Source organism: Paludibacterium sp. (assembly GCF_019232825.1).
In the GTDB taxonomy this organism is placed as follows: domain Bacteria; phylum Pseudomonadota; class Gammaproteobacteria; order Burkholderiales; family Chromobacteriaceae; genus Paludibacterium.
In genome coordinates, this window is sequence record NZ_JAFAND010000011.1 from 1 (window position 1) to 18,717 (window position 18,717).

Annotated in this window: 16 protein-coding genes; 3 read left to right on the top strand and 13 right to left on the bottom strand. The window is 62.4% G+C overall.

Translation table 11 applies throughout. The features are described from left to right. Together JOZ06_RS01055 and JOZ06_RS01060 are read left to right on the top strand one after the other, a co-directional pair. A partial coding sequence (locus JOZ06_RS01055) for a glycosyltransferase (RefSeq protein WP_293227825.1) occupies window positions 1-240 on the top strand: 240 nt, incomplete at its 5' end. A 94-nt stretch (window positions 241-334) separates the two neighbouring features. After that, window positions 335-1,585 carry a glycosyltransferase gene (locus JOZ06_RS01060; protein ID WP_293227827.1) on the top strand — a complete coding sequence of 417 codons (1,251 nt, stop codon included), beginning with the start codon at window positions 335-337 and terminating at the stop codon, window positions 1,583-1,585. A 36-nt stretch (window positions 1,586-1,621) separates the two neighbouring features. Here JOZ06_RS01060 and JOZ06_RS01065 read toward each other — a convergent pair whose 3' ends face one another. The 13 genes from JOZ06_RS01065 to galU form a co-directional block, all read right to left on the bottom strand. Beyond that, window positions 1,622-2,440, bottom strand: coding sequence for a hypothetical protein (locus JOZ06_RS01065; RefSeq protein WP_293227828.1), 819 nt, complete (start codon window positions 2,438-2,440; stop codon window positions 1,622-1,624). Window positions 2,441-2,484: 44 nt separating this feature from the next. Then, window positions 2,485-3,309 (bottom strand): hypothetical protein, encoded by an 825-nt coding sequence (locus JOZ06_RS01070; protein ID WP_293227830.1) that lies wholly within the window; start codon window positions 3,307-3,309, stop codon window positions 2,485-2,487. A gap of 144 nt (window positions 3,310-3,453) precedes the next feature. Next, window positions 3,454-7,974 carry a glycosyltransferase gene (locus JOZ06_RS01075; RefSeq protein WP_293227831.1) on the bottom strand — a complete coding sequence of 1,507 codons (4,521 nt, stop codon included), beginning with the start codon at window positions 7,972-7,974 and terminating at the stop codon, window positions 3,454-3,456. A gap of 54 nt (window positions 7,975-8,028) precedes the next feature. Further along, entirely contained in the window at window positions 8,029-9,420 is a 1,392-nt protein-coding gene (locus tag JOZ06_RS01080; RefSeq protein WP_293227832.1) for a radical SAM protein, read from the bottom strand. A 37-nt stretch (window positions 9,421-9,457) separates the two neighbouring features. Further along, entirely contained in the window at window positions 9,458-10,516 is a 1,059-nt protein-coding gene (locus JOZ06_RS01085; RefSeq protein WP_293227834.1) for a transketolase C-terminal domain-containing protein, read from the bottom strand. After that, on the bottom strand, window positions 10,513-11,505 hold the full coding sequence (locus tag JOZ06_RS01090; RefSeq protein WP_293227836.1) for a thiamine pyrophosphate-dependent dehydrogenase E1 component subunit alpha: 993 nt from the start codon (window positions 11,503-11,505) through the stop codon (window positions 10,513-10,515). The genes JOZ06_RS01085 and JOZ06_RS01090 overlap by 4 nt, the downstream gene beginning before the upstream one ends. Beyond that, window positions 11,480-12,580 (bottom strand): radical SAM protein, encoded by a 1,101-nt coding sequence (locus JOZ06_RS01095; RefSeq protein ID WP_293227838.1) that lies wholly within the window; start codon window positions 12,578-12,580, stop codon window positions 11,480-11,482. Before JOZ06_RS01095 ends, JOZ06_RS01090 begins: the two co-directional genes overlap by 26 nt. An 18-nt stretch (window positions 12,581-12,598) precedes the next feature. Beyond that, window positions 12,599-14,116, bottom strand: coding sequence for a PfkB family carbohydrate kinase (locus JOZ06_RS01100; protein WP_293227839.1), 1,518 nt, complete (start codon window positions 14,114-14,116; stop codon window positions 12,599-12,601). Next, complete coding sequence (locus JOZ06_RS01105; protein WP_293227841.1) at window positions 14,113-14,685, bottom strand: SIS domain-containing protein; 573 nt, start codon at window positions 14,683-14,685, stop codon at window positions 14,113-14,115. The genes JOZ06_RS01100 and JOZ06_RS01105 overlap by 4 nt, the downstream gene beginning before the upstream one ends. Then, a complete protein-coding gene (locus tag JOZ06_RS01110) occupies window positions 14,682-15,674 on the bottom strand; it encodes an SDR family oxidoreductase (protein ID WP_293227842.1) in 993 nt (330 codons plus the stop codon). The genes JOZ06_RS01105 and JOZ06_RS01110 overlap by 4 nt, the downstream gene beginning before the upstream one ends. Before the next feature lie 65 nt (window positions 15,675-15,739). Then, window positions 15,740-16,480, bottom strand: a complete 741-nt coding sequence (locus tag JOZ06_RS01115; RefSeq protein ID WP_293227843.1) for an S-methyl-5'-thioinosine phosphorylase — start codon at window positions 16,478-16,480, stop codon at window positions 15,740-15,742. A gap of 149 nt (window positions 16,481-16,629) precedes the next feature. After that, window positions 16,630-17,172, bottom strand: a complete 543-nt coding sequence (locus JOZ06_RS01120) for a hypoxanthine-guanine phosphoribosyltransferase (RefSeq protein ID WP_293227845.1) — start codon at window positions 17,170-17,172, stop codon at window positions 16,630-16,632. A 64-nt stretch (window positions 17,173-17,236) separates the two neighbouring features. Further along, entirely contained in the window at window positions 17,237-18,100 is an 864-nt protein-coding gene (gene galU / locus JOZ06_RS01125; protein WP_293227847.1) for a UTP--glucose-1-phosphate uridylyltransferase GalU, read from the bottom strand. A 308-nt stretch (window positions 18,101-18,408) separates the two neighbouring features. Between galU and JOZ06_RS01130 the strand changes: the two genes are divergently transcribed. Beyond that, the gene (locus JOZ06_RS01130) at window positions 18,409-18,666 is read left to right on the top strand and encodes a hypothetical protein (protein ID WP_293227848.1); all 258 of its coding nucleotides are present in this window, start codon (window positions 18,409-18,411) and stop codon (window positions 18,664-18,666) included. Window positions 18,667-18,717 lie beyond the last annotated feature (51 nt).

Consider the following 18,717-nt stretch of genomic DNA (forward strand, 5'->3'; position numbering starts at 1 on the left):
CCGGAGTACGACATCCGCCGCCATTTCACCCCCGGCGAGCATTACGTGCCGTTCGACATGGAGACGGCGGTCGAGACATTCTCCGAATGGCGCGGCCGCGACGCGGCGCTGCACGAGATCGCCATGAATGCCGCCGAACAAACGCGCCAACATCACACTTGGCGCCATCGCGCGCGCGAAATCCTCGCCGATGTGGCCGCCGTGCGGCAAATGGCCGCGCCCAGCCTCGAACCGGCGTGACGAAAACCGGCTCCGGCCAACACCGGGCCGTTTACAACCTGAGCAACAGCCGCGCAGCACAGCATGACCTACACGCCCTACACCGAGGTCCGCCATGCCGATCAACAACATCGCCCTGCTCGTGAGCTTCAGCCGCAACGGCTATCTGTTCAACATCATGCGCGCACTGGCGCAGGCCTTCCAGGACGAAGGCGTCGAGACACAATGGGTCGACGCCGGTCAAGCGCCGGAAGAGGTGAAGGCGCAGTTGGAGGCGCTCAAGCCTGACTTCGTCTTCGAAATCAATCGTACGCGGGGTCAAACGCCGGACGCCTTTCCCGAAGGCATGCTACACGTGGCCTGGATTCAGGACGGCTGGCGCGAGCCCAACAAACAGGAAGAACTGCCGCAGCTGCACTACAGTGATCCCCGTTTCGGCGGCAGCGCGCTGATCTACACCTTGGTCGACCCGACGTATTTCGGCTTCAGCCATCACTTGACGCAGGGCGTCTGGGGCCGGCTGCATACCGGCATCGACCCCCGCGTCCATCACGTCAAGCCGGAGGTCAAGGCCGAACCGGGACGCGCGGCAATCTGCGGCCATATTCCCATGCCGCTGCACGTGATGAACATGGAGTCCCTGCAGCATGTCATGGCCTGGAACAACGGCCGCAAGCTGCATTTCGACTACATGGCCAACTTCCTGCTCAACAAGGTCAAAGCCTCGATCTGCCAACTCAGCTTCCCCCAGCTCCACCAGATCATTGCCGACGAAACCAGCCGCTACCTAGGGATCGACTTCACCGCCGCGGACCTTGTCGGCGAAATGGATCAGACACCCTTTCTACAGCTGTTGGATACCGAGATGCCGCGCGTCAACGACCGTCTGGCGCTGGCCAACGCCACACTGGCCGCCGGGCTGTCCCTGCAGATCTACGGCACGAGTTTCTGGCGCTATTGGCCGACGTACCTGCCGTATTACCAAGGCAACCTGCGCTGGGCATCGGAACTGGCCGACGTGTACCGGCGCACGTCGTTCAACGTGCACAACGGCTGCTTCGGCATGCACTCGCGCGTGCTCGAGTGCATGGGCAGCGGCGGCAGTATCTTCGTCTGCACCGGGCGCTTCGACGACCCGGAGTACGACATTCGCCGCCATTTCACCCCTGGCGAGCATTACGTGCCGTTCGACATGGAAACGGCGGCCGAGACATTCTCCGAATGGCGCGGCCGCGATGCGGCGCTGCGCGACATCGCCATGAACGCCGCAGAACAAACGCGCCAACATCACACCTGGCGCCATCGCGCGCAGCAGATACTCGCCGACGTTAGCGCCGTGCGTGACACCCGGATTGAATCGGCATAGGAGACGGAACGGCGCGCGGGGCGGCCATCCCCTTATTCAGTGGGATCCGCTCACCGGAGGCACGCAATAAGCCTCCGGTAGCGCCGCCAGACACCAATCCTCCAACGGCAGCGCATCGATCTCGGACAGAATACCCTGCAGGGAGGGAAATCCACTGCTCCTCGGCGACTCGACGGTCTTGCGGAAACAAAGCGCCCCGATCAGCCAGGAAGGGTAACTGTCGAACCTCATTGCGGGATGGATACGCTGGAATACCGGAATACGCGGGCTGCTCCAGGCATAGGGCTGGCCGAGCGCATATCTTCGCTGATGATAAAACGCGAACAGCGCAATCGGACTGATGTTCCAGAACCCGTGGTTCGGGAATGCGATTGCGATCTGGTGAAACACGAATCCGTCCTGCTCGAGCAAATCATCGACGTTCTGCAGCGCCTGGCTGACATTGAAACAGTGTTCGATGGTACCCGGATCCAGAATGATGTCGAACTTCCCCAGCGCATGCAGCATTGCATCATCAATCGGCAAATTAAGGTTGAGGATGAAATCCTCTCCCCCCCAAGTGATGGCATCGACGACCACAAATTCGCAGCCCATGGTTTCAAACAGGCTGCGCGTCTCGAACATGGGTTTGTCGATGAATTCGTCCCAATTATGTTCTTTCCAAAGAGCGGCGCTATCAGATTCCAGTTTTATGTCTCGCCAGTCAACCGCAATATTCAGTTCGGCAAAATACTCGGCCAGGGCAAGAAAGGTGGGATATCCCAACGCCAGTACGCGGAGCTTCCTGTTTTTCTTGTTTTGATTCAATTGGATGAAATGTTCCAGTACACGCAGCTCCGTTACCAATAGGCCCATACCGGGTCCTCCATTCGTATCCTGTTTAAACGCGGCAACACGGCTTAGTTTCTGTTAAGACGGAATAGATGCGTTGCAGGCAATGCATCGGCAACAAAATCCCCAAAACTGAGATTCCTGCTCCGGCTTGAATAGCAATGTTGAATGGGAAACCCGGGGTCATCACTTGCGTATACACCCTTGCGGAAGATAAACGATCCGCAAAAATGCGCCGGATATTGGGGAATGGCCTCGTAAGGCATCGCTTCCTGCAACACCGGTTCAAAGCCGTACGCATCCCGCTGGCCTGCCCATAAACAGGGAATGCCGAGAAAATAGCCGCGCGTCCGGTAGAAGTCGTAGAAAGCGGTTGGGCTGATACCCCAAAATGCGTGATTCGGCGAGGCAATGACCGCCTGGTGATACACGATGGCCTGCTGGGGCAGTAACCAATCGATATTCTGGAAGCCCTGGGCAATATTGAACCGGCCCCCCAACACACCGGGGTCGATAATGAGGTCGATTTCACCCAATTGGCGGCGCAACGTGCCAGCAATGGGATAGTCGAGGTCATGCACGACATGCGGACCAGTGTGCGGCTGATCGGACATTACCCACAGATTAGCGCCCATGCGGTCAAACAACGAAGCCGCTTCGCACATGCCGGTGCCCGCCATGTCCAGCCCATGCGCCCGCCAGGCTGCCTCGCTGTCCTCGCGTTTGACGACCTCGTCCCAGGCGACCGGGAAATCGAGATTGGCAAAGGTTTGTGCATTGGCCAGGATGGCAGGATATCCGAGGCACAGCACCCGTGGGCGGCGCTGCTTTTCAGCATGCAAGCTTTGCACCAGGCGAAAAAGGATGCTCAATTCACTGCCGAAAAGCGCCATAACAATACCTTAGCGTAAAAGAGGTGGGACGGCATGGCACTCAATGCCGCTACCATGGCGTCCCTTTCATCCTGCTGGATGGCACCGGACGCCCTGGTTAGGGCCTGTCTGCAAACTATTTGCAGACAGGCCCTAAGAAGCGCGCTACTTCCCGTACGCGCGCACCCACTCGTCCAGATGATCCTCCAGCAGGTAATGCTGCGTCACCCAGGCGCGTAGCGCATCGCCTTCGCGGTAAGTCGCGTCCAGATCGTGCACCCGTTCGCGAATGGCCTCTATCCAGGCTTCCGGCGTATTCGGCACCCGCTTCACCGGCGCGTCGTTGGTCTGATACGGGATGATGTCGCTCGCCACCACCGGCCAGCCCAGCACGCCATATTCCAACAGCCGCAGATTGCTCTTGCTCTCGTTGAACGCGTTGATCTCCAGCGGCGCCACCGCCAGATCCAGGTTCATGCTGGCCACCGCCTGCGGGTAGTTCTTGAACGGCACACCCTGGCGTTTCTCGCGGATGCAGTCATCCACGTCTTCCGGCCACATGCCCATGAAGACCCACTCGACCTCGTCGGCAGTGGCGCGCACCACCTCCTTGATCAGCTCCAGATCGCCCTTATGCTGCAGCGCGCCCACCCAGCCGACGCGCGGCTTGCGGCCGACGCCGCGGGCGGAGGCCAAGTGCTGCCATTTGGCCTTGCTCACGCGGTTCGGCACCACCTGGATGTCGTCGATGAAATCGCGCGCGAACTCCGCCAGCGGCGCGGTCGACACCACCAGCCGGTCCGCCATCGACAAGCAGGTGCGCAAGCGCCGGCGCGCATCGCGGAAGTTGGCCTTGATATGCTTGTACTGCGAGCTTTTTTCCGGCAGATCGGTCAGCAAGTCGTCCAGCGTCACCACGCGCCGCTTATCGGCGAAATATTTCTGGTAGTAACGCAGGGTCTCAAGATGGTGATCGCTGATGCCGTTTTGCGTCACCAGCACATCCGGGTTCATGCGCTCGATCTCGGACAGCTTGAGCGTGCGATTGCCGCTATTGACCGCCCGCACCGTGCACACTTGCGCCTTGCCCGCCACCGCCAGGGCGACGAGCGGCTCGATGACGCGATACTCGCCGCTGCCGCCGGGAATCGCCGTCGCCAGGATCTTCGGCCGTTCGGTGAAGGACGGGTCCCAGGTGAACGGCACCGCCGGCTCGATCGTCAGCGGCGCCCCTTGCAGCGTCAGGTTGCGGTTATAGGCCGGGTCGTTGGCCAGCGCCGGCAGCCAATTGTCCAGCATGTATTCGTGTTCGCGCTGGCTGCGCTCGGCAAAACGGCCCTGCTCGATCGGATTCTTCAGCTTGTCGTTGACGCTCATGCCATGGTGATGCACGAGGACCGCGTAAGGCGTCCACAACAGCTTGTAGCCGGCCTGCCCCATGCGCAGGCAGAACTCGACGTCGTTGAACAGCACGCTGAGCTCTTCGTTCATGCCGCCGACTTCGGTGTAGACCTCGCGCCGCATCAGCAGGCAAGCGGCGGTCAACCCCGACAGATACATATCGCACTGGTTGCGGTTCATATAGCCCGGGTCGTCGAGCTTGCACTCCATGCCGAAGTGCGTCGCCACGTCCAGCAACATCGGGCCGCCGCCGAGCACGATACCGCCGTGCTGGACCATGCCGGTTTCCGGATACACCAGTTTGGCGCCGACCATGCCGACCTCGGGACGCTGCGCGTGCATCAACATCCGCTCCAGCCACTCGGGCTGCACGATCTCGATGTCGTTGTTCAACAGCAGCACGTAGTCGCCCTTGGCCACGCTCACGCCCAAATTGCACTGCGCGGAGAAATTGAACGGCGCATCGTACTCCACCACCCGCACGCGTTCGGGTTCGCGCTCCTGGATCTCGCGATAGTAGTCGAGCACGTCCGGATCGACGCTCTGGTTATCGACGATCAAAATCTCGAATTGTTGGTAACGCGTCTTGCCCAGCAGCGTCTCGACGCAAGGCTGCAGAAATTCCAGCTTGTCGCGGCTGGGGATGACGATCGACACCAGCGGCGTGCCGTCGATCTCATACGCCACCTTGAAGGTATCGGGCAGCGCGCCTTCCAGCACCTGCGACTTCTCGCGCCCCTGGCGCGCCAGATGGTTCATCACCGCGACGCGATGGGCCGCGCGCGACAGATCGGTCTCCTGCTGCTGGGGAAGATGCGCCAGCGGATACGCCAGGTGGCCGACGTTGTCGGCGCCGAACTGATCGATCAGGCGCAACAACAGCTCGTAGCCCTCCTTGCCCGGGAAGGCGGCGAAGCCGCCGACACTCATCACCGACTGCTGGTTGAACCAGCATGCCGCTTCGATGTAGTCCCAGTTGAGCAGGTACTCCAGGTTGATGTCCGGCTTGAACTGCGGCTCGGCATAGCAGCCCGGCAACAGCATCGTGTCGTGGTCGCTGTAGACGGCGACCAGCTTGTCCTTGTGCTGCACATAATCGGCCACGCGCAACAGGCAATCGGGCGCGAGCTCGGAGCCGGAAGGCAAGAAGCCGATCCAGTCGCCCGGCAGATCGGTGACGATGGCATTGAGCGCCTGTGCCAGCACATCCGCGTCGTCCAGGCGGTCGACCTGCAGCCAGCCGAGCAGGTCGGTGCTGTTGAAGATCGGGTCGGGCGCCGGGAAATCCGCCACCACCACCAGACGCCAGGTGTTGTACAGCTGCTGTTGCAGCGACTGGATCGTGCCGCCCAACGCATCCAGGCGCGCCTGGGGCACCTTCATGACGATGGTGATAAGCGGCCGGCGATGCCACTTGCTCATCATGCGCTCGGCCAGAATTTCGGCGTCGACTTCGCGCAAGCCATGGTCACCTAGCCAGGCTTGATAGCTCATCGAGCCGAGCGACGCTTGAATCGGATGTTCCGCCGCCAGAATCGCGGCCCGGCCGACACGCACCGCCGGCTCGCCCAGATCGTCGTAACGCGCGTAGATCTTGCGGAACAAGTCGTGCAGGTTGTCGAACTGGCGGCCGGTCTGGTGTCCGCTGCGGTCTTCCAGACGCTGCCGCACCTCGACCGTGTTGCGCTGGATGTGGACGAACGGCACCACGCGCGACAGGCGGATCAACAGATCCCAGTCTTCCAGCGCATGCAGCGATTCGTCGAACAGGCCGACGTGGTCCAACAGCGCGCGCGCGTGGCAGAAGGTGTTGATCGGGATGTAGTTGCATACCTGCAGGCGCAGCTTGTCGAATTCGTCGTGCGCGTAAGGGATGAAGCGCTTGCGTTCGATGCGCAGCCCCCCCTCCAGCGATTCGGTCACGTACTCCGCCGTGGTGTAGACCACCGCGTCGGGCGTCAGCTGCAGCTGCTCCTTCAGCGTCTCCAAGTGCTTGGGGCGCATCAGATCGTCGTCGTCCAAATAGACGATGTAGCGCCCGCGCGCGAGCTTCAGCGCGGCGTTGCGCGCCGCCGACGGGCCGCGGTTCGGTTGGCGCAGGTAGGTCACGCGCGCGTCGCGGCCGACCCAATCGAGCGTCGACTCGACCATCGGCCCGCCGTCGTTGACGAGCAGAATCTCGAAATCCTGGCACGATTGCGCGAGCACGCTCGCCAGCGCGTTCTGCAGCAGGGCCGGCCGCTGGTAGGTGGTCAGCACCACCGAGAACAGCGGTCCGATATTTTGCGCCTCGGCAACGGGGAAGTGCAGCGCACGGCCGGCCTCCAGCACGCCTTGCAACACCGGCGGCACGCTTGACGACGGGTCAAGCCGCAATAGCGTTTTGAAACGTTCGCAATACGCGCTGAAGCGGCGGCGGATATAGTCGTCGATCTGCTGCGACGCCGGCTTGGCGTGTTGCGTGTAAAACAGGAACTTGCCATACAGCAGCGCGAAGATCGGGCCGAGCTGGCCGGTCAGGCGCGGCAGGTTCTCGTCGGTCAGATAGCGGTCGAGCAACAGCATGTGCTCGGTGATGGCCACCCCGCTCGCGCCGTATTTGTCGACGCTGGAGGCTTGATGCTGGTGCTGGCGGAAGATCGAGATCTGCTCGTTGAGGAACACGCCGGTCACATTGTTGAGGCTGAGAAACAGCACCAGATCCCAGTCGGTGGCGCGGAAGAAACGTTCGCCCTCGAAGGTGCGCAACAACACATCGAAAAACGATTCGCGCAGCTTGACCGACGCGCGGCGGAACAGCGTGGCGCCGATGTTGATGTAACAATCGTGACGCAACAACGGTGCGAATTCGTCACGCGTGCCGGCGTAGCCGTGGTCGAGCCAACCGGGGTGCGTGAGCGCCGCGATCTGGCCGTTGCCCACTTCGATGTTGTAACGGCCGAAGGCGTAGCCGCATTCCGGATGATCGTCGAGCGCGGCTTTGAGATGCGCGAGCGCGCCGGGCGCCAGATAGTCGTCGGCGCCCAGCACCAGAATATAATCCCCGTGCGCCAGGCTGACCGCGTAATTGATGTTGATGACCGCGCCCAGGTTCACTAGGTTGCGGTAGCCGTGCACGCTAGGATGCGCGGCTTCGTAGCGGGCGATGACCTCCGGCGTATTGTCGGTCGACGCGTCGTCGCAAACCAGGATCTCGATATCCTCGATCCCCTGTGCCAATACGCTGTCGATGGCCGCGGGCAAATAATCCGCGTAGTTATAGGCCGGAATGACGACGGAAATCATGCACCCTCCCGAGCGCGCGCTCTGAGTTGTTATTGTTGGGCGGCTCGTGCCGCCTTAAATGAAGTTGATATGCTCCGGCGGGTTTTTCAGATCCCACAGGAATTTATTCACATAGTCCTGCCGGCAGCCGACCGCGCAATCCTTGTGCACGTCGACCGACTCCGACACGTCCTTGTGCACGGCCCAGTAACGGTCGCCCATTACCATGTCGTAGAACGACTGCTCGTGCAAATCGCCGATATAGAACCGTTCCTTGTTGAAGAACGGTCCGCACGGGTAGATTTTGCCGTTGCCGGAAATCTGCAGCAGGAACGGCGTGCCGTAGCAGACATCATATTTGCGATAGCCGTCCTTATACAAGGCGGATTCCGATGCGGCATTGATCTTATTCCACTTGGCTTGCACCACATAGCTGTCAGTGGAGTAGCTTTCCGCTTCCTTCAGCACGTCCTGAATCGACAGGTAGTCTTCGTACTGGATGCCGATTTCCTTGTACTCGGAATCGGAGCAGTGCTTGATAACGAAATAGTCGACGCCAAGCTCGGCGCCGAGCTTCGCCTCTTTCAGCACCTGATCGAAGCATTCCGGAATCAGCACCATCTGCAAGCCGAGCGTGCAGGGGTAATTGTTTTCCTTTTTGATGCGCACGAGTTCGCGGATCTTTTCCACCAGCTCGTCGAAGTTCTTCTCCTTCGACTGATGCACGCGGCGGAAACCGTCGCGTTCGCCGGCCGACAGATTGAAACGGATCCAGCTCATGTTCTTCAACAGATCGTGCGCCCGGTCCATGTCCAACAGCAGACCGTTGGTCGCCATCGAGGTATCGATGCCGACTTCGCGCGCGCGCACCACGGCGTCGTACAGTGCCGGATTCAACGTCGGCTCGCCGTCGCCGATGAAGCCGATCGAGCGCACGCCCAGGCGGCCGCAGTCGTCGATGTAGCGCAGCAAGGCGTCACGCTGGATCATCGTGCCCTGGGTCATGTTCTGCACCACGGCATAGCAATAGATGCAGGCGGTGTTGCAGAACTTGGTCAACCCCATGTCGATGTGGATCGGAGCGAAGCGCTCGCCGCGCTGCCAGGCCGCCAGCCGGTCGAGATGATGCATCATCTTGTGGCCGTCGAAGCGGAAGCGCTGCGGCGGATTGCGGTAGCTCGGACCGGTGAACTGGTTGGGCGCGCTGGGCGCCTCTTCGCCCTCGGACAGGCGCATCACGCCGATCTGGTTGCCTTCGCTGACGAAGTGAATCTTCTGCCCGGTCATCTTGTCGAGCTTGTAGCTATCGATCTGCTGCTGCTCGTCGGTCAACGCCGCGCGGTTGACGATGACGTTGGACGTGCGCAGCTTGTGCCCGGGGTTGCGCTTGAGCGGTGCGTCGTCGGGAATGGACGTGGTGGTTTCGTAACCGAAGCGGTTAACGTCCTTGTGCTTGTTGTCACTCATGATTCTGTCTCCTTACCCGCTTGCACGCGGCGTCAACTCAAAACGGCCCGCTGAACCAGACGCCCGGCACATCATGGTGCGTGTGGCGCTGGGGCAGGAACTCCAGCGGCAGGCTGGGGAGCCCCAGCATCTTGCCGATACAACGAACAATCTCTTCCGCGCCCGGATAGAACTGCCGGGTCAATCCATAGCTGGTCGGCTCCGGACAATCCGGCAGCGCGAGCCGCAACGGCGGCGCCTTGAGCGCGCTCCAGCAATCCATGCTGGCCCGCGCCACGATTTCGCCGGCAATCGAACCGGTGGCGGCGCCGGTATCCAGCGCCAACAGCCTGCCGGTACGGCGCACCGAGGCATAGACCGTGTCCCAATCAAGCGGCTTGACGGTACGCAGATCGATCAGCTCGCAATGCACGCCGGCGGCTTCCAACGCGCGGCAGGCATGCAACGCCTCCACCACCATGTAGGAGGCCGCCACGATGGTGACGGCGTCGCCGGCCTGACGGATGGCGGCCTTGCCGAGCGGCACGCGCACATCGCCCTCGGGCACCTCGCCCTGAGCGAAGTGCAGCCAGCGGTGCTCCAAAAACACCACCGGGTCGTCGTCGAAAATCGACGACAGCAACAGGCCCTTGGCATCGGCGGCGTTGGCCGGCATCACCACCTTCAAACCGGGCACGTGGGCAAACCAGGCCTGCAGGTTTTGCGAGTGGGTCGGGCCCTGCCCCCAACCGCGCCCCATGATCAAACGAATGGTCAGCGGCACCGGGCGGCCGAAGGTGTAGTGCCATTTGGCGGCGTTGTTAACCAATTGATCGAGCGCCAGCAGGAAGAAATCGAGCCGCTGGTGGCACATGACCGGGCGCATGCCCGCCAGGGCGGCGCCGATGGCGATGCCGGTCATGCCGTTTTCCGAGGTCGGGGTATCGAACACGCGCGCCGCGCCGAAACGTTCCTGCAGGCCCGCCGTGGTGTTGAAGATCGCCTTGGGGTCATCCACGCCCAAACCGAATTTCAACACGTGCTCGTCCTGCGCCATGGCAAGATGCAGCGCCTCGTTGATCGCCTGAGCGGCGTTGATGGTGGCTTCGCGGCTCATGACGCCAGCTCCGTGCGGTAAATGCCGTCCAACGCGGTCGACGCGTCGGGATACGGGGCGGCCAACGCCAATTCGAAAGCGAGGCCGATCTCGGCGGCGATCTCGGCCGCCATCGCCTGCTGATCGGCCTCGGTCAGCGACAGCGTCCGCGCGAGCCGCGGCAGCGGATCGCGCGCCTGCCAGGCGGCGAGTTCGCCCTCCGGCCGGTAGCCCAGCTCGTCGTCGTAGTTCGGTCCGCAATGCTCGCGCCAACGGTAGGTCGTGCATTCGACGAACCGCGGGCCGCCGCCGGCGCGGATGGCGGCCACCGCCTGCTCCGCCGCGGCTTCTACCGCCAACGCGTCGTTGCCGTCGACCCGCACCGCGGGCACGCCCAGCGCCTCGGCCAGCACGCACAGGTCGCGCGAGGCCGGCTGGCGCTTGGACAGCGGCGAATACACCGAATACAGGTTGTTTTCGCAGGCGAACAACACCGGCAACTGGCGCAGCGCGGCGAAGTTGGCCGCCTCGTAGAACGCCCCCTCCTCGGTCGCGCCGTCGCCGAAAAACACGCAAGTCAGCGTCTTGTCGCCGCGCAATTGCTGCGCCAGCGCCACGCCGACGCCGAGCGGAATGCTGTTGCCGACGATGGCCGTGCTGGCCAGGAATCCCGCGCGCGGGTCGGACAGGTGCATCGAGCCGCCACGGCCGCCGCAGCAGCCGGTGGCCTTGCCGTACAGCTCGGCGATCATGGCGTTCAGATCCCCGCCCTTGCCCAGGTAATGGGCATGGGAACGGTGCGTCGACAACGCCTGATCCTCGGCTGTGAGCGCGAAACCGAATGCCGCCGCCGGCGCTTCCTGGCCGATGGACAGATGCACCGGGCAACGCATCTGCTGCGCCGCATAACGCCGCGCGATTTCCTCCTCGACCAGGCGAATGCGCAGCATGGCGCGATACAGCGCGATCGGCCGCGACGCCGTCTCAAATGAAGTTGATGTGCGGCACACTTTGATTCACCAGCCGGTCGAGATAACGGTTGACTTCATCCATGCGGCAATTCTTGCGGCACTCGTGAATATCCAGTTGATGACGCACGTACTGGAAGTTCTCGCGCCGCTTGTCGCCCTCCCAAATCTCCTGGAAGGTGTTTTGATTGATGTTGCCGTATTCGAAACGCGGATCGAGCAGATAGGCGCTGCAGCCGTAGACGCGGCCATCGGCCATCACGTAGCCCCAGAGGAACGGCGTGGCGTGGCATTGCTTGTAGCGCGTCTCGGGGTCTTCCTGGTATTTGCGCATCGTGTGGGCGCGGAACACCACCTGAAACGTGTCGCTGTTCATCGGCGCCAGTTGTTCGGCCAGCGTCAGATAGCCTTGATAATTGACGTTCTCGTATTCGTGGGTTTCGCTGAACAGATGCTGCGAGTACGGCTTGATCACCAGATAATCGGCGCCGATCTCGTCGCGGCAGATGCGCGCGAGTTCGACCATCTCGTGCGCGTTCTCCGGCAGGAGCAGCGCTTGCACGCCGATCACGGTGTCCAGTCCATGCGCGCGCTTGTGCTCGGCGGCGGCGCGCAGGTTGTCGACCACGCGCTGGAAATCACGCTCGCGTGTGCGATGGATCGCCGCGTAGCTCTCGGCGCTGCCGGCGTTGAGCGATACCTTGATCCACGACACCTTGTCGAGCGACTCCTCGACGAAACGCTGATTGAGCAGCACGCCGTTGGTGGTGAAAGCCACGTCGATGCCGCTGGCTTTCGTCATGGCGACGATCTCGTTGATCTTCTTGTGCAGAAGCGGCTCGCCCTCGCCGGCGTACATGATGCTCTTCACGCCCAGACGCGCCATTTCCGGAATCCGCTCGGCCAGTACGGCCTCGTCGAGCATCACCGACTTGTAGCCGATATAGTCGACCGCGCAGAACGTGCAGCGGTGATTGCAGGCGCCCACCGGCGCGAGCTCCAGATAGATCGGATAGACCGACTTGGCGCGCTCCCACGCGTCGCCCACGTCCAGCAGTTGCGCCACCCGCTGCGGGTGATAAATCAGCTTGTGGCTATCGATCAGAAATTTGTCCATCGCCCGGTCCCTCCCGCCTTATTTGAGCAACGTCGTGGCATATTTGCAGAACAGCACCGGATCGACCGGCTCGCGGTTGCAGACGATCTGCACATCGAGCGCGGCGGAGATGCTGCCGGCCAGCACGGCGATTTCCGGCGGCTCGCCGGCCCCCATGCAGGTGCCGGCCAACGACAGGAACGCGTCGCCGGCGCCGATGCGGTCGACGACCTTGGACGACAGCGCCGGAATCGACAGCATGCTGTCCTGGCCGACCAGGAGTGCGCCGGCGCTACCGCGGGTAATGGCGGTGGCCCGGGCCGACAGGCGGCTATTGAGCTCGCTGGCGATCATTTCCAGCGGCGAGAGGCGGTCGTGCGCCGCCAGCCGCGCCTCGGGCTCGTTCAAGCACAGGAAATCGGCGCGCGGGTAGCGGGTGATCACGTGATAGCCGCGGTTGCCGCTGTTGATCTGCGTATTGACCGCCAGGAAACGGGCATGGGTCGAAATGGCGTGGGCGATGTCGCGCGAGATCATGCCGTTGCCGAAGTCGGGCACGATCACCGTGTCGTAGTCGGCCGCATGCGCCGCCAGCCATTGGCAGACCTGATGGTCGAGCGCGCTGCGCTCCTGCTCCACGCCGCCGAAATACACTTCGAACAAACGCTGCAGATCCTGGTCGACGAAGCGGCGCTTGATCAGCGTCTGCGCCGTCGGAAATTCGATGTGCGGCAAGCTGACGTTCGGGCGCAGCTTCTCGCTGACGTATTCGCGCGTGCCGGGCTCCTTGCCCAGCGCGGTCAACAGCGTGACCTCCTGGCAGAAGCCGGCCACATGGTTGGCCACCGCGATGGCGCCGCCGGCGAAGCGCTCTTCCGAGGCGTAACGTACCGCCAGGGTATTGCCCTTGCCGGTCTGGCCGAGCGTGGACACGTAATGGTATTCGTCGATGATGGCGTCGCCCACCACCAGCACGCGCTGCGACTTCAGGCGCCGGATGCGGCCGATGAACTCGTCGAGCGGAAACTGCTGCTTGAAGTCGGCCAAAAAGGCGCGCGCCTCGGGCGAGAACACATCGAAATGGTTATTCAGCAGGCTGGTGGAGCTGAAGGTGATCTCATCGGTGAAATGCACGTCGCCGCCGTGCGCGCGCACCGCCTCGACCTCGCGGGCGATATTGCCGGTCAGATCGGCGGCGGCGTCGACATAATCGCTGCCCTTGACATACAGCGACGGCTTGAGCGCGTGAATGACGTTGATGGCGGTCTCCGCCTGATTGACGGCCACCAGGTCGACGCAGGCGAGCGCGGCCAGATTCTCGGCGCGCAGATCCTCGCCGAACACCGGGCGGCCCGGGCCCTTGCGCACAAACGCGTCGCCGGTCAGCGTCACCACCAGCACGTCGCCCAGCCGGCGCGCGCTTTGCAGATGGCGGATATGGCCAGTATGCATCAAGTCGAAGGTGCCATGGCACAGCACCACGCGCCGCCCTTGGCGCTTATGCTCGTCGACGATCGCCGCCAGATCTTCCAGGGCGTGAATTTTGTGCTCGGTCATGTCCGCTCCGCCAGGCAATCCGCCACGTAGTGCAACAGGAACAGATGGGAAACCTCCACCTCGCCATAGTCGCCGGACGGACTCCAGAAGTTGATGTCGCCGCGGTCGGAAAGCGGATTATGCTCGGCGAAACCGCTCAGGGTAACCACATGGGCGCCGGTTTCGCGCGCCGCCGCCACCGCCTGCAGGATATTGGGCGATTTGCCGGAGCTGCTGATGGCAATCAGCGCGTCGCCTTTGCGGGCATAGCGCGCCACCATGCGCGCATAGGCCTGGTCGTAGCCGAAGTCGTTGCTCATGCAGGTCATCAGCGACGGCTCGTGCAGCACGTGGGCGCGCAGCTTGCCTTTATTGACCAGGTCGTTCTGAATATGCGCCGCCACGGCGGCGCTGCCGCCATTGCCGATGATATAGACCGCGCCGTCGGCATGGCGCAACGTGACCAGCATGTCGAGCAAGGCGGCGATGGCCGCATCGGTCGACAACGTGCGGCCGGCATGGCTCGCGACGATACCGCTCATGACGCCGGAAAAGCGTTCGCAGGCGCCGGACAAGGTTACGCTATTCATGATTGTGTCCCCAGGTTGTCGAACCAGCTCTTGGTCGCGTGTTCGATGCTCGCCGGCGTCCACAGCGGCGCGTCGCGCCAATCGTCGAGACAGGCCAGCATGTTGGCCACGCCCTGCTCCAGCGGCACTTCCGCCTTCCAGCCAAGCAAGCGCGCAATCTTGTCGGTATCGGCGAACGTGCAATCCGGTTCGCCGGGCCGTTTCGGAATATGGACCTTGTCGCCGCCCAACAGCGCGACCAGGCGATTGACTTTGTAATGGCCGCCGCTGCCGACGTTCATGATCTCGCCGCAGATGTCCGAGGCGCCGGCCATCATGAAGGCGCGCGCCACGTCGGTGACATAGGTGAAATCGCGGCTCTGCTCGCCGTCGCCGACAACGGTGAACGGCAATCCCTTGAGCTTTTGCGCCAAAAAAACGCCGAACACCGCGCCATAGGTGCCGGCCGTGCGCGAACGCGGACCGTAGACGTTGAACAAGCGCAGCGACACCACCGGCAAACGATAGACCTTGCCCCAATGCAGCACCAGCTCCTCGCCCATGGCCTTGGTCAGCGCATACGGGTATTCCGGCTGCACTGGCGCGGTTTCCGGCGTCGGATAACGATCAGGGATGCCATAGCAGGAAGACGAGGCGGCGTAGACCAGGCGGCGCGCGCCGTGCAGGCGGGCCGACTGCAGCACGTTCAACGTGCCTTGCACGTTGACCGAGAAATAGGTTTCGGGATCATCGATCGACGGCACGATATCGGCGCGCCCGGCCAAGTGGAACACTTGCTCCACGCCGGCGAAGCAGGGTTCCAACGCCTCGCGGTCGCGGATGTCGACTTGGCGGAAGACGCAGCGCCCTCGCGCCAGCAACGCGTCGATATGGGCTTGTTTGCCCGTGGACAGATCATCGACCAACACCACTTCCGCACCTTGCGCCAGCAGCATTTCCGCCAGATGACTACCGATGAATCCGGCTGCGCCGGTGACAAGAGCTTTCATCTTTCACAACACCTGAATGAATGAATGATTTATCGGCCCGAACAGGCATTACTTGAGTTGCGCAACTACCGCGACTGCAGCAACCGCTGCAAAATCCGCTCCACCGAACGCAGCGACGTATCCAACACCGACGAGGCGCCGGAGAAGTCGACCTTGTCCGCGCTCTCGCCGCGGCCCGCGGCGTAGTTGGCCACCACCGTCAGCATCGCATAGGGCAACCCCAGCTCGCGCGCGAGCGCTGCCTCCGGCATGCCGGTCATGCCGACGATATCGGCGCCGTCCCGCTCCAGCCGGTTGATCTCGGCGGCGCTCTCCAGCCGCGGCCCCTGCGTGCAGGCATAGACGCCGCCATCGATCAGCGCGATCGATTCGTCCGCGGCCGCCTGAGTGAGCCCGGCGCGCAAATCGGGGCAATAGGGATGGGTGAAATCGACGTGCACCACCGGCTTGTCGAGCCCCTCGAAATAGGTATGCTCGCGGCCCCAGGTGTAATCGAGCACGTCGACGGGCAGCACGATGGCGCCGGGGCACATGTCCGGGCGGATGCCGCCGACCGCGCCGATGGCGACGATGCCTTTGATGTTCTGCTGTTTGAGCGCCCAGATATTGGCGCGGAAATTGATTTCGTGCGGCGCCAGCGAATGGCCGTAGCCATGACGGGCGATGAACACGACGTTGCGGCCGCCGACCAGGCCGAAGGTGAGCGCGCAAGAGGGATCGCCGTACGGCGTGCGCACGACTTGGCGATGGGTGACTTCCAAGACCGACAGCTGGGCGAGACCGCTTCCGCCGATGATTGCCAGCATCTTAGCTTCCCGTAATAAAGTATGTTGTGATACTAGTGGTTGGAGTGTATCGGCTTTAGCGGACTAGGGATAGGGGAAAGAAGGGGAAAAAGCCCGGTTTGCCGCGGCGCATCATGCGCCGACAGGCCGAACCGGGCTGCGTCAGGCGTTTACTTCAGCGCGTGGATCGCCGGCAGGTTGCGCCATGCGCCGCGCACGTCCATGCCGTAGCCGAACACGTAGCGGTCCGGCACGTCCAGGCCGACGAAATCGGCGTGGATCGGTTTTTCCTTGGCGATCAGCTTATTGGCGAACACGCCGCTGAAAAACGCCTTCGCGCCCATGGCCATCACCTTGTCGCGGATGGCCGCCATGGTATGCCCTTCATCCAGAATATCGTCCAGCACCAACACCACACGGTCTTGCACGTCTTCCTTCGGCGCTTGCTTCCATACCAGTTCGCCGCCGTGGGTCTTGTCGCCATAGCGGGACACATGCACGTAGTCGAAATCCAGCGGGAAATGCAGGCGCGGCAGCAACTGGCCGGTAAACACCACCGCGCCGCCCATGACGGACAGCACCAGCGGATAGGCTTCCCCAAGCTTGGCGGAGATTTCCCCAGCCATGCGATCGACGGCGCGATCGACGTCCTCGGCGGTAAACAGAATGTCCGAGCTATTCAAGATGCCCAGGGCTTCGGCAACGTTTGCCATGCTGACTCCTTTACTTCAAACCGCCGCGCCGCAGGCAGGACGCAGCGGGATTCGATGATTCGTTTTAGCGCTTGGCCAGGTAATCGGCAAAGGCGGCGCCCACTTCGTGGTGTTTCAGGCCGTAGCTGACGGTCGCCTTCAGATAGCCGAGCTTGGAACCGCAGTCGTAGCGCACGCCGGAGAACGGTAGCGCCAAGATCTCTTCGTCCTTGAGCAGCGCGGCGATCCCGTCGGTCAGCTGGATTTCGCCGCCGGCGCCCGGCTTGGTGTTGATCAGCTTGTCGAAGATCTGCGGCGTCAGGATGTAGCGGCCGACCACGGCGAGATTCGACGGCGCCTCCTCGGGACGCGGTTTTTCGACGATGCTCTTCACTCTGCGCCGGCCGTTCGGCTGTTCGTCGATCTCGACGATACCGTAAGAACCGGTTTCGGACGGATCGACGGTTTCCACGCCCAGCACCGACGAGTGGGTCTCGTCGAACACTTGCACCATCTGCTCCATCGCCCCCGGCGTGCCGTCGATCAAGTCGTCGGCGAGAATCACGGCGAACGGTTCATTGCCGACCACCGGCTGCGCGCACAACACGGCGTGGCCAAGGCCGAGCGCCTCGGGCTGGCGGGTGTAGACGCAGGTGACCGAGCTCGGGATGATGCCTTGCACCATGTCCAAGAGCTTGTGCTTGCTCTTGATTTCCAATTCGGTTTCCAGTTCGTAGGCCTTGTCGAAGTGGTCCTCGATCGAGCGCTTGTTGCGCCCGGTGACGAAGATCAGTTCGGTAATGCCGGCCGCCACCGCCTCTTCGACGGCGTACTGAATCAGCGGCTTGTCGACCACCGGCAGCATTTCCTTCGGACTCGCCTTGGTGGCGGGCAGGAAACGCGTGCCGAGGCCGGCCACCGGAAACACTGCTTTGGTAATTTTCTTCATTGGCGCGTATCGCTTTCTGAATTTGACCGGGCGTATTCTAGCGTGCCGCCGTCAGCGGCTCTAGCGCTTTGCCGATTATTTGCTGTTTTTCCGACGTTATTTGCCTCATTCCAGCATCAGGGGGCGACCGTCGCTGTCTGATTTTCAGAATTTCCTGACGGGCATGCCATATTGTTTTTGCCCGTGTCACTGGATTAAGGTGGTCGGGCGGCACAACGCCGCAAAGGGCGCGGGCCCGGGGCGTTCTCAGCACCCCGGACCCGCTGACCAAACCAACTCTGTAACCCCTTAACGAAGGAGAAGTTGATATGGCTACCCGCCATCGTACTGTAACCCACACCGCCGTTTCAAACCGCGACCTCCAGCAATTGCCGCTGTTTTCTCTGATTTCGGAACTGTGCGCGCCGCACGCGGGCCGCGCCGATCCCGACGTTTGCCGGCTGATCATCGATAGCCGTCTGCCATGGTCGTCGCTGCGCGTCGATTCGGAGCGATCTTGGCTGTATTTCCCGGAGGTTGTGCGCACCAGACGGGTCGCGGGTTGCATGATTCTCACCGCGGACTAACGCTATAACGGAGGCGGGGGCCGCTGGCCCCCGATCCCGTGCGTTGCTTCG